Here is a 13,621-nt window from a genome sequence, read left to right as displayed (position 1 = left end):
TCATGATCGCTCCGGCACACCTGTCGACGCGCCCCGCGTCGCTCACCGTCGCGATGCTGCTTGCCGACGGCCGGCTGCCGTCGGGCGGGCACGCGCATTCGGCCGGTCTCGAGCCCGCACTTCTCGCGGGCATGTCCGCGGAGGAGGTACCGGCGTACCTCGTCGGGCGGGCGCGGACCACGAGCCTCGTGGAAGCCGGGACGGCGGTCGTCGCACGGCACCGGCTGCGTGACGCCTCGTCTGATCCGGGGCTCGACGAGATCGTCGATCACTGGGCGGCGCGCACCCCCAGCGCGGCGCAGCGTGAGGCGTCCCGGCTCCTCGGACGAGGTGTTCTGCGCCTGGCTGCACGGCTCTGGCCCGATGCCGAGGCCGTGCGGGCATGCGTCGAGCTGACAGCCCCGCCGAGGCCGGTGGTCGTCGGCGCGATCGCCGCGGTGACCGACATGGATCCGCGTGACCTGGTCCGGGTCTTCGTCTACGAGGACGCGCAGACCGCCGCAGCGGCTCTGCTCAAGCTCGCTCCGACCGACCCCGCGGTGCCCGTCGGCTGGGTCCTCGCCGCGTGCACCGCAGTCGAGGAGTTCGTCGACGCCGTCGCCGAACTGACCGATCCCGCCGGCATCCCCGCCGGCAGTGCCCCTCACTCCGAGGGCTGGGCGGAAGCCCACGCCCTCACGAACCGGAGGTTGTTCCGTGCCTGATTCCCTCGTTCCCCGTGCTCTCCGCCTCGGCATCGCCGGCCCCGTCGGGGTGGGCAAGTCCACCCTCATCGCAACGGCGTGCCGCGCTCTCGCGGACGAGATCGCGCTCGGCGTGATCACGAACGACATCTACACCGACGAGGATGCGCGCTTCCTCCGCTCCGCCGGCGTGCTGGATCCGGACCGGATCCGCGCGGTGGAGACCGGAGCCTGCCCGCACACCGCGATCCGCGACGACGTGACCGCGAACCTGCTCGCCGTCGAGGATATCGAGCGCGACTTCGCGCCGCTGGATGTCGTGATCATCGAGTCCGGCGGTGACAACCTGACGGCGACGTTCTCGCCGGCGCTCGTGGACGCCCAGATCTTCGTGCTCGACGTCGCCGGGGGCGGGGATGTCGCGCGCAAGGGCGGCCCGGGGATCGCCCGCGCCGACCTGCTCGTGGTGAACAAGACCGACCTCGCCCCGTACGTCGGCGTCGACGTGGCGCAGATGGTGCATGACGCGTCGGACGCCCGGGATGGCAGAGAGGTGCTCGCGCTCTCGCGCACCGACCCGGACTCCGTGGCGCGGCTCAAGGGCTGGGTCCTGGATATGCTCGCCGCGTACCGCTCCGGCGCGCATGAGCCCCAGGATCCGGGCCCGATGGCGCCGCATTTCCACGCCGACGACAGCGAGGCCGGCGGGTACGTGCACAGCCACGATGACGGTGCGGTGCACGTGCACGCGCACGCGGAATCCCGGTGACGGACGCCGTCACCGCATCGATCACGGTCGTCCAGGTCGCAGCCGGTGCCGATCGTGCCCGCGTCGTGCTGCGCTCCGGCGCGATCGCCGCACGCATCCTCGAACGCCGGCCGCGCTACGCCCGCGTCGGGCTCGTCGCCGCGGGAGCGCTCCTGCTCGGGGGCGATGCCGTCGACCTGCGCATCTCGGTCGGCGCGGACTGCACGCTCGAGCTGGAGGACATCGGCGGCACCGTCGCCTATGACGGTGAGGGCAGACGCGCCTCGTGGACGGCGCGCATCGAGATCGGCGACCGCGGGATCTGCACGTGGCACGGCCAGCCCTTCGTCATCGCCGACGGCGCCGACGTCGACCGTCGCACGGACGCGGAGCTCGGCGACGGTGCGGCGCTGCTGCTGCGCGAGACGCTCATCCTGGGCCGTGTCGGGGAGCGCGGGGGCGCGATCCGGGCGCGCACGGGGGTCACGGTGCAGGGCGCGCCCGTGCTGATCGAGCACCTGGACGTGGACGGGCGCTTCCCGATCCCCGGAGTCCTCGGTGCCGACCGCGTGCTCGACAGCGTGGTCCTGATCGGGCGTGAGTCCGCGGAGCAGGATCCCCCCTGGCGCACGAGCGGGATGGCTGTGCTGCGCCCCGAGCGCGGTGGGCTGGTGGTGCGATCGGTCGTCGACGCTGCCCATCTCGGCGATCTCGCGACCGGGTGGGGCGCGCTGCGGGAGGAGCTGATCCATGAGGCCTAGCCCGACCGCGTACGTCGTCGCTGCGCTGCACGTTCTCGGATGGGGTGCGCTGCTGCTGTCCGCGGGATCTCCGCTCGGCATCGGGCTGGGGGTCACCGCGTATCTGCTCGGACTCCGGCACGCGTTCGACGCCGACCACATCGCCGCGATCGACAACACGACGCGGCAGCTCCTCGCGCGCGGACGCCCGGCACGGGGCGTGGGCCTGTGGTTCTCCCTCGGCCACGCGAGCGTCGTCTCAGTCCTCTGTGTGCTGCTGGCGTTCGGCGTCGGCGCGCTCGCCGCGGGAATCTCGGATCCGGACTCGCCGCTGCAGGTCTGGACGGGAGTCATCGGTCCGGTCGTGTCGGGCGTCTTCCTGCTCGTCATCGCGGGGGCGAACATCCTCGCCCTGCGCCGCCGTCGCCGGCCCGGCGATCATCGGCACGGCGGTCCCGCATGGGCGCTGGTGGGCCGGCTCAACGCCGTGATCGACCGGCCGTCGCGGATGTACGTCGTGGGGCTGCTGTTCGGTCTGGGCTTCGACACGGCGACGGAGATCGGTCTGCTGGCCCTCGCGGGCTCCGCAGCGTCCCGTGCCGTGCCGTGGTGGATGATCCTGATCCTCCCGGTGCTGTTCGCCGCGGGCATGTCGCTGCTGGACTCCGCTCAGGGGGCGATGTCGCGGCGCGCATACTCGTGGGGCTCGACCGGACGCGAGCGGGCGATGCGGCGCTACGACCTGCTGGTGACGGGCGTGTCGATCGTCGTCGCGCTCGTGATCGGCGTCGCCGAGCTCGCGGGGGTGGCGCTGCGGAGCCTGCCGCACCCGAGTGGCTTCGCGCGCGCCGTGGGCGAGCTCGATCTGAACGCGCTCGGGTTCGTCCTGACCGGGCTGCTGATCGTCTTCTGGGCGGCCGCCGCGGCGTGGGCCGGCGTCGTGAACGGGCAGCGGTCCGCAGAGCGGTCCCCGCTGGACTGACCGCGCCTTCGCCGCGCGCGAGGCGTGCCAGGCGAAGGCGCCTGGCTAGACTGGCCCGCAGTGACACGGGGTGCCGCATCCGCGGCTGAGATCACACCCGTCGAACCTGATCTAGGTCGTACTAGCGAAGGGATGTCGCGATGAACGCGCGTCTGGAATTGTCGTCCGAGTCCACGGTGGAATCCGCCGCGGACCTTCTCACGCAGCTGCGGGCGGAGCCCCCGCTCGTGCAGTGCATCACGAATTCGGTCGTGACCGGCTTCACGGCGAACGTGCTGCTCGCGCTCGGCGCGGCTCCCGCGATGGTGGACATCACGGGCGAGGCCGGCATGTTCGCCGCGATCTCGTCCGGGCTCCTGGTGAACCTCGGCACGCCCACGCCCGAGCAGCGCTCGGCGAGCCTCGAGGCCATCGGCGGTGCGCGCACGGCGGGGACGCCGTGGGTGCTGGATCCGGTCGCGGTCGGCGCGCTGCCGGTGCGCACCGCGCTGGCGCAGGACCTGCTCGCGCTGCGTCCCACCCTCATCCGCGGCAACGCGTCGGAGATCCTCGCCCTCGCCGGCCGCAGCCAGGGCGGGCGCGGCATGGATGCCCTGGACGGCACCGAGGCGGCGGCCGACGCGGCCCGCGAACTGGCCCGGAGCACCGGCGGAGCGGTGGCCGTATCGGGCCCCGTCGACCTCCTCGTCGACGCCGAGCACGAGATCCGGATCGCGAACGGCGATGCCCTGCTCACCCGTGTCACAGGGGGCGGCTGCGCGCTGGGTGCGGTGATGGCCGCCTTCCTCGGGGCTGCGCGGCAGACCGGCGACAGCCCTCTGGTCGCCGCCTCTGCGGCCACCCTCGTCTACACGCTGGCCGCCGAGGACGCCGCCTCCCGATCCGACGGTCCCGGATCCTTCGCCGTCGCCCTGCTCGACGCGCTCGCGGCGATCCGGCCGGAGTCCCTCACGGCGCGCGCACGCGTCGAGGCCGTGGCGATCGAGACGGCCGAGGCCACGGCATGACGCTCGCAGACGTCGCCACCGCGCCGCGCCCCGCCGGCACCCGCGAGGCGACCTCGCGGCGAAGGCTGACGGCGGAAGACCTTGCGCTCTACCTCGTCACGGACCCCGTGCTGAGCGGTGCACGCGGAGTGCCCGCCGTGGTCGACGCCGCCGTGGCGGGCGGTGTCCGGATCGTGCAGCTGCGCGACAAGGACGCCGATGACGCCGCGATCGTGGAGCAGCTCGTCGAGCTCTCCGAGGTCATCGCGGGGCGGGCGCTGCTCGTCGTCGATGATCGGCTCGACGCCGTCGTGGAGGCGCGGCGCCGCGGCGCGCGCGTGGACGGCATCCACATCGGCCAGTCGGACGTGTCGCCCCTCGTCGCCCGTTCGGTGCTCGGCCCCGATGCGATCGTCGGCCTCACGGCGAACCAGCCGGCGCACCTCGAAGCCGCGACGGCGCTGCCGGCCGGCACCGTCGACTACCTGGGTGTGGGAGTGATCCACCCCACGACCACCAAGCGCAACCACCCGCCGGAGCTGGGCGTGGCCGGATTCGCCGCGTTCGCCGTGGCCAGCTCGTTGCCGTGCGTCGCGATCGGCGGCATCGGCCGTGAGGATGTGGCCGCCCTGCGTGCGGCGGGCGCGGCCGGCGTCGCCGTGGTGTCCGCATTGTGCGCGGCCCCGGATCCTCGGGACGCGGCGCGCACGCTGCTGCGGGCCTGGGGTGCGGGCGGCGTGCCGCGGGTGCTCTCGATCGCCGGCAGCGACCCCTCCGGGGGCGCGGGAATCCAGGCGGATCTCAAGGCGATCGCCGCGAACGGCGGTTACGGCATGGCCGCGATCACCGCTCTGACGGCGCAGAACACCCGCGGCGTCCGGGCCGTGCACGTCCCGCCCGCCTCATTCCTGCGCGCCCAGCTCGACGCGATCGGCGACGACGTGCGGGTCGACGCCGTGAAGATCGGAATGCTCGCAGAGGCCGCGGTCATCGCGGAGGTCGAATCGTGGCTGCGAGCGCACCGCCCGCCCACGGTCGTGCTGGATCCGGTCATGGTCGCCACCAGCGGGGACCGGCTGCTGGACACCGAAGCGGAGCAGGCCCTGCGCGCGCTGCTGCCGCTGGCCGACCTCCTCACTCCGAACCTCCCCGAACTGGCCGTCCTCGTACGGGAGCCTGCGGCGACGAGCTGGACGGGCGCCCTCGGCCAGGCGCAGCGGCTCGCGGCGGCGACCGGTGCGCTGGTGCTCGTGAAGGGCGGGCATCTCGGCGGCGACGAGGCGCCCGACGCGCTCGTCGGTCCCTCGGGGCCGGTACGCGAGTATCCCGGCTCCCGCATTCGCACCGCGAGCACCCACGGCACAGGATGCTCGCTCTCCGCCGGGCTCGCGACCCGCCGGGCTGCCGATCTCGACTGGCGCGATGCGGTGGCCGAGGTGCGGTCGTGGCTGCGCGAATCGATCGCCGCCGGCGCCGGGCTGCAGGTCGGATCCGGTCACGGTCCGATCAGCCACTTCGCCGGGCTGTGGCGGCGCGGGGGACTGGCCGCCGTCCCTGAGGCGGAGACCGTCGCCTCGGACTGGTGGGAGGCGATCGCGCCCATCCGGGACGCGATCGACGAGCTGCCGTTCCTGCGCCGGATGGTGGACGGATCCCTCTCGGCGGCCGCGTTCCGCTGGTATCTGGCGCAGGACGCGTTGTACCTGCGCGAGTACGCGCGCACCCTGGCCGAGGCGGCCCGCCTCGCGCCGACTCCTGAGGAGCAGGCGTTCTGGGCGCACTCGGCAGAGCAGGCGGTGATCGTGGAGCTGGAGCTGCACGCGAGCAGGATCTCTCCCGACGGGGTGGGGGCCGACACGTTCCGGGCCGAGCCCGCCCCGGCGACCGTCGCCTATCTCGACCACCTCCGCGGTGCCGCGTTCGATGCCGACTACGGCGTGCTGATCGCGGCCCTGCTGCCCTGCTTCTGGCTGTACTCCGATGTGGGCGCCAGACTGCACGCCGCTGCCAGCAGCGACCCGTCGCGCCCCTTCGCCGAGCACCCCTTCAAGGACTGGCTCGACGAGTACGCGGATCCGGGGTTCGCCGACGCGACGGCGAGGGCGATCCGGTTCGTCACCGCGCGCGCGGCCGCCGCGGATGCGGCCACGCGCGAGCGGATGCGGGTCGCGTTCGTGCGCTCGAGCGAGCACGAGCGGGCCTTCTTCGCCGCGCCCGCTCTCTGAGCGAGCGCAGCGCGACGGGTGGCGGCGGCCGGGTGTCGCCGCCACCCGCGACCGGGCTCGATGACGCGCGAAGGCGCCCTCGATTTGGAGGAGAGCGCCACCCCGCGCTATCGTCGCCGCATGCTTCCGGCTCCGCACACGACCACCCTCACGGGTGCGGTCGTGGTGCGTCGACGCCGTTCGGGCGACCGCCGACTCTAGGCGACCCCGCGCTCCCGCGTCGTTCGCGGTCGAGTGCCGGCGTCGCCGCCTCCGGCCCCGCATCGCACTCCTGTCCCGCGCCGTCTTCTTGGGCGTCGCCGGCAGACCCGACCGTTAAGGTGGAAGCATGACGTATTCCGTCGCCGTCTCCGGCGCATCCGGTTATGCGGGCGGCGAGATCCTTCGCCTGCTCGCGAACCATCCCGACGTCGAGATCCGCACCGTCACGGCGCACTCGAACGCCGGACAGAAGCTCTCCGAGCATCAGCCGCATCTGCGCTCGCTCGCGCACCTCACCCTGCAGGACACGACGCCGGAGATCCTCGCCGGCCACGACATCGTGTTCCTCGCCCTGCCGCACGGCCAGTCCGGTCAGTACACCGACGCCCTCGGCGAGGTCCCGCTCGTGATCGATGCGGGAGCCGACCACAGACTCACCTCCGAGGCCGCGTGGGACGCGTTCTACGGCGGGGACTTCCACGAGCCGTGGGCCTACGGCGTCCCCGAGTTGCCGGTGAACGGCGTCAAGCAGCGCGAGCACCTCCGCGGCGCCAGCCGCATCGCGGCCCCCGGCTGCAACGCGTCCACGGTGAGCCTGAGCCTCGCCCCCGGCGTCGCGGCGGGCGTGATCGACCCGTCCGACATCGTGACCGTGCTCGCCGTCGGCCCATCCGGTGCCGGCAAGAGCCTCAAGACCCATCTGCTGGGCAGTGAGATCCTCGGATCCGCCAATCCGTACGCCGTCGGCGGCACGCACCGGCACATCCCCGAGATCCGTCAGGCTCTCGCCGCCGCGTCGGGAGTGGCGCCCGAGGGGATCCGGATCTCGTTCACCCCGGTCATCGTGCCGATGGCCCGCGGGATCCTCGCGACCTCGACGGCCCCGATCGTCCCAGGCGCCACCGACGCGCAGATCCGCGAGGCCTGGCAGAGCGCCTATGGCGACGAGGTCTTCGTGCAGCTGCTGCCGGAGGGATCCGTCCCTCGCACCGCCGACGTGCTCGGCGCCAACACGGCGCTCATCGGCCTCGCGATCGATCGCGCCGCGAACCGCGTCGTCGTCGTCACCGCCGTCGACAACCTCGTCAAGGGCACGGCGGGAGCCGCCATCCAGTCCATGAACATCGCGCTCGGTCTCGCCGAGACCACGGCGCTCAGCATCAACGGAGTCGCCCCATGAGCGTGACCGCACCCCAGGGATTCGAGGCGGCCGGCGTCGTCGCGGGTCTCAAGTCCACCGGAAGGCCCGATGTGGCCCTCGTCGTGAACCGCGGCCCGCGGAAGGTCGGCGCCGCGGTGTTCACCAGCAACCGCGCCAAGGCGAACCCGATCATCTGGTCGCAGGAGGTGGTGAAGGACGGCGTCGTCGAGGCCGTCGTGCTGAACTCCGGTGGTGCGAACTGCTTCACGGGCCCGTTCGGGTTCCAGACCAGCCATCTCACGGCGGAGCGCGCCGCAGAGCTGCTGGGGGTGAGCGCCGGCGACGTGGTGGTCTGCTCCACCGGGCTGATCGGCACCGGGGACGAGGTCTTCCGCGGCAAGGTGCTCGCGGGCGTCGAGGCCGGCGTCGCGCAGCTGAGCGCCGACGGCGGACAGGCCGCCGCCGAGGCGATCATGACCACCGACACCGTCGCCAAGACGGTCGCGGTGAGCCGAGACGGCTGGACCATCGGCGGCATGGCGAAGGGCGCGGGCATGCTCGCTCCGGGTCTCGCGACGATGCTCGTGGTGCTCACGACCGATGCGGAGCTCGATGCGGCCGAGGCTCACGCCCTTCTGCGTCGCGCGACCGGCGCCACCTTCGACCGGCTCGACTCCGACGGGTGCATGTCCACGAACGACCAGGTGACGCTGCTCGCCAACGGCGCGAGCGGGATCCGGCCCGACCTGGACGACTTCGCGGCCGCGCTCACCGAGGTCTCGGACGAGCTGGCCCGCAAGCTGCAGGACGACGCCGAGGGCGCCAGCCACGCGATCTCGATCGAGGTCGTGCATGCCGCGAGCGAGCAGGACGCGGTCGAGGTGGGTCGCGCGGTCGCGCGCAACAACCTGTTCAAGGCGGCGATCTTCGGCAACGACCCGAACTGGGGGCGCGTGCTGGCCGCGATCGGCACCACCCGGGCCGCATTCGATCCCTACGACGTGGACGTCTGGATGAACGGGGTGCGGGTGTGCACCGCCGGCGGTCCCGACCGTCCGCGCGAGGAGGTCGATCTGGCCCCGCGCGCGACGCACGTACTGATCGATCTCAAGGTCGGCGAGGCCGCGGCGACGATCCGCACCAACGACCTCACGCACGACTACGTGCACGAGAACAGCGCGTACTCCTCATGAGCGATCTTCAGGACACCGCGCCCGAGGAGGCCGCGATCAAGGCGCAGACGCTGATCGAGTCGCTGCCCTGGCTGAAGAGGTACCGCGATCAGATCGTCGTCGTGAAGTACGGCGGCAACGCGATGATCAGCGACGAGCTGCAGGAGGCGTTCGCGCAGGACATCGCCTACCTCCGCTACGTCGGCGTGCAGCCGGTCGTCGTGCACGGCGGCGGACCGCAGATCTCCGACATGCTGGAGCGGCTCGAGATCCCCAGCGAGTTCAAGGGCGGCTACCGGGTCACCAACACCGAGGCGATCAGCGTCGTGCGGATGGTGCTCACCGGCCAGGTCAACCCTCAGCTCGTCTCGAAGATCAACTCGCACGGACCGATCGCCACGGGTCTGAGTGGAGAGGACGCCGGGCTCTTCGGCGGACGTCGCCGCGGCGTGATCATCGACGGCGAAGAGGTCGACCTCGGCCGCGTCGGCGACGTCGTACAGGTGGATCCGACGCCGGTCCATGACCATCTGGCCGCGGGACGGGTGCCGGTCGTCTCCAGCATCGCCCCGGATCTGGACCATCCTGGTCAGTCGCTGAACGTGAACGCGGACGCGGCGGCGGCGGCGCTGGCGACCGCGCTCGGCGCGGTCAAGCTCGTGATCCTCACCGACGTCGCTGGACTCTACGCCGACTGGCCGAACCGCGACTCGCTCGTCTCGCACCTGACCACGACGGAGCTGAAGACCATGCTCCCGTCGCTCGAGTCGGGCATGATCCCGAAGATGACCGCGTGCCTGGAGGCCGTGGAATCGGGCGTGCATGCGGCGGCCATCATCGACGGACGGGTGCCGCACTCGGTGCTCGTCGAACTGTTCACCAGCAAGGGAATCGGAACGGAGGTGGTGGCGGGATGACCTCGCACGCCGCACAGACATCGGCACAGGCCTGGCACGGCGCGGCCGACCGCGACCTGATCCTGAACGCGGGCCCGCGGTTCGAGCTGCTCGTCCGCGGCGAGGGGTCGCACCTGTGGGACGGCGAGGGGCGACGCTACCTCGACTTCCTCGCGGGGATCGCGGTCACCGCCCTCGGGCATGCCCACCCCGTCTTCGTCGAGGCGGTCTCGCGCCAGGCCGCCACCCTCGCGCACGTGTCGAACTACTTCGCCACTCCTCCGCAGCTCGAGCTCGCGGCCCGGCTGAAGCGTCTCGCCGGTACCGGCGACGCGGGGAGGGTGTTCTTCGGGAACTCCGGCACGGAGGCCAACGAAGCGGCGTTCAAGCTCGCGCGCCTGCACGGTTTGTCTTCGGACCGGGGCACCGAGCGCCCACGGATCCTGTCCCTCGACAACGCGTTCCACGGCCGCACGATCGGCGCGCTCGCGCTGACCGCGAAGGCGTCCATGCGTGACCCGTTCCAGCCGCTGCCCGGGGGAGTGGAGCACATCCCCGCCACGATCGAGGCGCTCGAGGCGGCGATGGACGATCGCGTCGCGGCACTGTTCGTCGAGCCGATCCAGGGCGAGGCCGGCGTGCTCGAGCTGCCGGAGGGCTACCTCCGTGCCGCGCGCGAGCTCACCGCGAAGCACGGCGCGCTGCTCATCGTGGACGAGATCCAGACCGGCGCCGGCCGCACGGGCGACTGGTTCGCGTTCCAGCACGAGGGGATCGTGCCCGACGCGATCACCCTCGCGAAGGGCATCGGCGGCGGCTTCCCGATCGGCGCGCTCGTCGCGTTCGGGGACGCGGCGGCTCTGCTGCAGCCGGGCTCGCACGGCTCCACCTTCGGCGGCAACCCGCTCGCCACCGCGGTCAGCAACGCCGTGCTCGAGGAGATCGAGCAGGCGGGCCTCGTGCAGAATGCGCGCGAACGCGGTGCCCAGCTGCGCGAGGTCGTCGAGGGGATCGGATCCCCGCTCGTCGCCGGTGTGCGCGGCCGCGGTCTGCTCATCGGCGTGGCGCTGGCCGCTCCCGTCGCGGGCGACGTCGTCGCCGCGGCGCAGCGTCTCGGCCTCGTCATCAACGCCGCGAACCCGTCCTCGGTGCGGATCGCTCCGGCGCTCACGATCGGCGACGCCGAGATCGCCGAGTTCACCGACCTGTTCACCGCCGCCCTCGCCGAGGTCGCGGCCACCGCTCTCACGGAGACGAACGCATGACCCGCCACCTGCTGCGCGACGACGACCTGACCACGGCCGAGCAGACCGAGATCCTCGATCTCGCCCTCGAGCTGAAGAAGGATCGCTGGGCCGACAAGACGCTCGCCGGTCCGCAGACGGTCGCGGTGATCTTCGACAAGTCCTCGACCCGCACGCGGGTGTCGTTCGCGGTCGGCATCGCGGATCTGGGCGGATCCCCGCTGATCATCTCGACCGCGAACAGCCAGCTCGGCGGCAAGGAGACTCCGGCGGACACGGCCAGGGTGCTCGAGCGTCAGGTCGCCGCGATCGTGTGGCGCACCTACGCGCAGGCGGGTCTCGAGGAGATGGCCGCGGGCACCAGGGTGCCGGTGATCAACGCGCTTTCCGACGACTTCCACCCGTGCCAGCTGCTCGCCGACCTGCTCACGATCCGCGAGCACAAGGGCGACCTGAAGGGTCTCACCCTCTCGTTCTTCGGTGACGGACGCAGCAACATGGCGCACTCCTACGTGCTGGCCGGCGTCACCGCGGGCATGCACGTGCGGGTGGCCTCTCCCGAGGCGTATGCACCCCGTGCGGACGTCGTCGCCGACGCTCACCGCCGCGCCGCGGAGACCGGCGGATCCCTGACCCTTCTCACGGATCCGGACCAGGCTGCTGTCGGTGCCGATGTGATCGTCACCGACACCTGGGTGTCGATGGGCAAGGAGGAGGAGAAGGCGCAGCGCCTGCGTGACCTCGGTGGCTACAAGGTCACGAGCGCGACCATGGCTCTCGCGACGCCCCAGGCGATCTTCATCCACTGCCTGCCCGCCGACCGCGGCTACGAGGTCGACTCCGAGGTCATCGACGGCCCGCAGAGCGTGGTCTGGGACGAGGCGGAAAACCGCCTGCACGCGCAGAAGGCGCTGCTGGTGTGGCTCATCGGGAAGTCTTCGGGGTCGTTGAGCGAGGGAACGAAGTGACGGAGACGAAACGCAACGCCGCGCACGGCACGAACCAGGGCGCGCTCTGGGGCGGCCGCTTCGCCGGAGGTCCCAGTCCCGAACTCGCCGAGCTCAGCCGGTCGACGCATTTCGACTGGATCCTCGCGCCCTATGACATCGCCGGCTCGCACGCCCACGCGACCGCGCTCGAGGCCGCCGGATACCTGGAGGCCGACGAGGCCGCGCGCATGCACGCGGGTCTCGACGCGCTCGCGACGAGGATCGCGGATGGCACACTGCTCCCGCAGCCCGGGGATGAGGACGTGCACGGCGCGCTCGAGGCGGCGCTCATCGCCGAGGTCGGCGCGGATCTGGGCGGGCGTCTGCGTGCCGGGCGCAGCCGCAACGACCAGATCGCGACGCTTGTGCGCATGTATCTGATCGACCACGCCCGTCTCATCGCGCGCGAGGTGCTCGGCCTCGTCGACGCGCTCGTCGCGCAGGCGCAGGCGCATGACAGTGCGATCCTGCCGGGGCGCACGCATCTGCAGCACGCGCAGCCCGTGCTCCTCGCGCACCACCTGCAGGCGCACGCCTGGCCGCTGGTGCGGGATCTCGAGCGGCTCGTCGACTGGCGCACGCGCGCCGGCGTGTCGCCGTACGGCGGGGGCGCGCTGGCCGGATCGACTCTGGGCCTGGACCCGGCGCTGGTCGCCCGTGAGCTCGGCCTCGACCGTCCTGCGGAGAACTCGCTGGACGGAACCGCTTCCCGCGACGTCGTCGCGGAGTTCGCGTTCATCACGGCGATGATCGGCGTCAACCTGTCCCGCATCTCCGAGGAGATCATCCTCTGGAACACCCGCGAGTTCGGGTTCGTCACGCTCGACGACGGATACTCCACGGGATCCAGCATCATGCCGCAGAAGAAGAACCCGGACATCGCCGAGCTCGCGCGCGGCAAGTCCGGGCGCCTCATCGGCAACCTGTCCGGACTCATGGCGACGCTCAAGGGTCTGCCGCTCGCGTACAACCGCGATCTGCAGGAGGACAAGGAGCCGGTGTTCGACTCGGTCCGCACGCTCGAGGTCGTGCTGCCGGCGTTCACCGGGATGGTGGCGACGCTGCGGTTCGACACCGAGCGCATGGCCGAGCTCGCTCCCCAGGGATTCTCGCTCGCGACCGACGTCGCCGAGTGGCTGGTGAAGAGCCGGGTGCCGTTCCGGGAGGCTCACGAGATCTCCGGATCCCTGGTGCGGGCGTGCGAGCAGCGCGGCATCGGTCTCGAGGATGCGGATGACGCGCTCCTCGCCGAGGTGTCGCCGCACCTGACCCCTGGGGTGCGCGAGGTGCTCACGATCGAGGGATCCGTCGCGAGCCGCGATGGCGTCGGCGGCACTGCTCCGGTGCGCGTCGCCGAGCAGCGCATCGAGCTCGTCGCCCGGGCGCAGTCCGCCGCCCACGCGCTCGGGATGTGAACTCTGCGGATGTCCATCGGCAGCCGCCCCGGACCCTTGAAACCCTCCTCTCGGCCCTCGCCGGGAGGAGGGTTTTCACGTTCATCAGGTATTTCGCCGGTTGGATACCAGGTAGCGGGGGTGCGCGACACGCCCGGGCTGCGACCCCGATTTGCCGGAACCCGGGGATCCGCGTAACTTATTACTTGTTCGCCCCAAG

General features: G+C 71.9%; 12 protein-coding genes and 1 riboswitch. All 12 genes read left to right on the top strand.

Annotated features, from left to right (window positions below):
* Window positions 1-2: 2 nt before the first annotated feature.
* The 12 genes from ACTJI8_RS16130 to argH all read left to right on the top strand — a co-directional run bounded on the left by ACTJI8_RS16130 (window position 3) and on the right by argH (window position 13,422).
* A complete protein-coding gene (locus ACTJI8_RS16130; RefSeq protein WP_440734452.1) occupies window positions 3-704 on the top strand; it encodes an urease accessory protein UreF in 702 nt (233 codons plus the stop codon).
* Window positions 697-1,452 carry an urease accessory protein UreG gene (gene ureG / locus ACTJI8_RS16125; protein WP_440734451.1) on the top strand — a complete coding sequence of 252 codons (756 nt, stop codon included), beginning with the start codon at window positions 697-699 and terminating at the stop codon, window positions 1,450-1,452. Before ACTJI8_RS16130 ends, ureG begins: the two co-directional genes overlap by 8 nt.
* Window positions 1,449-2,192: an urease accessory protein UreD gene (locus ACTJI8_RS16120; protein WP_440734450.1), complete on the top strand. Its 744-nt coding sequence runs from the start codon at window positions 1,449-1,451 to the stop codon at window positions 2,190-2,192. Before ureG ends, ACTJI8_RS16120 begins: the two co-directional genes overlap by 4 nt.
* Window positions 2,182-3,153, top strand: coding sequence for a HoxN/HupN/NixA family nickel/cobalt transporter (locus ACTJI8_RS16115; RefSeq protein ID WP_440734449.1), 972 nt, complete (start codon window positions 2,182-2,184; stop codon window positions 3,151-3,153). The genes ACTJI8_RS16120 and ACTJI8_RS16115 overlap by 11 nt, the downstream gene beginning before the upstream one ends.
* A 56-nt stretch (window positions 3,154-3,209) precedes the next feature.
* A riboswitch (TPP riboswitch) is annotated at window positions 3,210-3,303 on the top strand.
* Entirely contained in the window at window positions 3,294-4,160 is an 867-nt protein-coding gene (thiM, locus tag ACTJI8_RS16110) for a hydroxyethylthiazole kinase (protein WP_440734448.1), read from the top strand. It overlaps the preceding riboswitch by 10 nt.
* Window positions 4,157-6,364: a bifunctional hydroxymethylpyrimidine kinase/phosphomethylpyrimidine kinase gene (locus ACTJI8_RS16105; RefSeq protein WP_440734447.1), complete on the top strand. Its 2,208-nt coding sequence runs from the start codon at window positions 4,157-4,159 to the stop codon at window positions 6,362-6,364. The genes thiM and ACTJI8_RS16105 overlap by 4 nt, the downstream gene beginning before the upstream one ends.
* 328 nt (window positions 6,365-6,692) lie before the next feature.
* The gene (argC, locus tag ACTJI8_RS16100) at window positions 6,693-7,745 is read left to right on the top strand and encodes an N-acetyl-gamma-glutamyl-phosphate reductase (RefSeq protein WP_440734446.1); all 1,053 of its coding nucleotides are present in this window, start codon (window positions 6,693-6,695) and stop codon (window positions 7,743-7,745) included.
* Entirely contained in the window at window positions 7,742-8,899 is a 1,158-nt protein-coding gene (gene argJ / locus ACTJI8_RS16095; RefSeq protein ID WP_440734445.1) for a bifunctional glutamate N-acetyltransferase/amino-acid acetyltransferase ArgJ, read from the top strand. Before argC ends, argJ begins: the two co-directional genes overlap by 4 nt.
* Window positions 8,896-9,795 (top strand): acetylglutamate kinase, encoded by a 900-nt coding sequence (argB, locus tag ACTJI8_RS16090; RefSeq protein ID WP_440734444.1) that lies wholly within the window; start codon window positions 8,896-8,898, stop codon window positions 9,793-9,795. Before argJ ends, argB begins: the two co-directional genes overlap by 4 nt.
* Window positions 9,792-11,039 carry an acetylornithine transaminase gene (locus ACTJI8_RS16085; protein ID WP_440734443.1) on the top strand — a complete coding sequence of 416 codons (1,248 nt, stop codon included), beginning with the start codon at window positions 9,792-9,794 and terminating at the stop codon, window positions 11,037-11,039. Before argB ends, ACTJI8_RS16085 begins: the two co-directional genes overlap by 4 nt.
* Window positions 11,036-11,986 (top strand): ornithine carbamoyltransferase, encoded by a 951-nt coding sequence (gene argF, locus ACTJI8_RS16080; protein ID WP_440734442.1) that lies wholly within the window; start codon window positions 11,036-11,038, stop codon window positions 11,984-11,986. Before ACTJI8_RS16085 ends, argF begins: the two co-directional genes overlap by 4 nt.
* The gene (gene argH, locus ACTJI8_RS16075; protein WP_440734441.1) at window positions 11,983-13,422 is read left to right on the top strand and encodes an argininosuccinate lyase; all 1,440 of its coding nucleotides are present in this window, start codon (window positions 11,983-11,985) and stop codon (window positions 13,420-13,422) included. The genes argF and argH overlap by 4 nt, the downstream gene beginning before the upstream one ends.
* The last annotated feature ends 199 nt before the right edge of the window (window positions 13,423-13,621 follow it).

This window comes from Microbacterium sp. 22303 (assembly GCF_052045265.1).
Taxonomy (GTDB): domain Bacteria; phylum Actinomycetota; class Actinomycetes; order Actinomycetales; family Microbacteriaceae; genus Microbacterium.
Note: the sequence above shows the minus strand (reverse complement) of the source record. Positions and strands in the feature narration are given on the sequence as shown.

Coding starts and splice junctions, on each gene's coding strand:
- argB (WP_440734444.1), top strand. CDS start 8,896: ATGAGCGATCTTCAGGACACCGCGCCCGAGGAGGCCGCGATCAAGGCG.
- ACTJI8_RS16105 (WP_440734447.1), top strand. CDS start 4,157: ATGACGCTCGCAGACGTCGCCACCGCGCCGCGCCCCGCCGGCACCCGC.
- ACTJI8_RS16130 (WP_440734452.1), top strand. CDS start 3: ATGATCGCTCCGGCACACCTGTCGACGCGCCCCGCGTCGCTCACCGTC.
- thiM (WP_440734448.1), top strand. CDS start 3,294: ATGAACGCGCGTCTGGAATTGTCGTCCGAGTCCACGGTGGAATCCGCC.
- argC (WP_440734446.1), top strand. CDS start 6,693: ATGACGTATTCCGTCGCCGTCTCCGGCGCATCCGGTTATGCGGGCGGC.
- argF (WP_440734442.1), top strand. CDS start 11,036: ATGACCCGCCACCTGCTGCGCGACGACGACCTGACCACGGCCGAGCAG.
- argJ (WP_440734445.1), top strand. CDS start 7,742: ATGAGCGTGACCGCACCCCAGGGATTCGAGGCGGCCGGCGTCGTCGCG.
- ACTJI8_RS16115 (WP_440734449.1), top strand. CDS start 2,182: ATGAGGCCTAGCCCGACCGCGTACGTCGTCGCTGCGCTGCACGTTCTC.
- ACTJI8_RS16085 (WP_440734443.1), top strand. CDS start 9,792: ATGACCTCGCACGCCGCACAGACATCGGCACAGGCCTGGCACGGCGCG.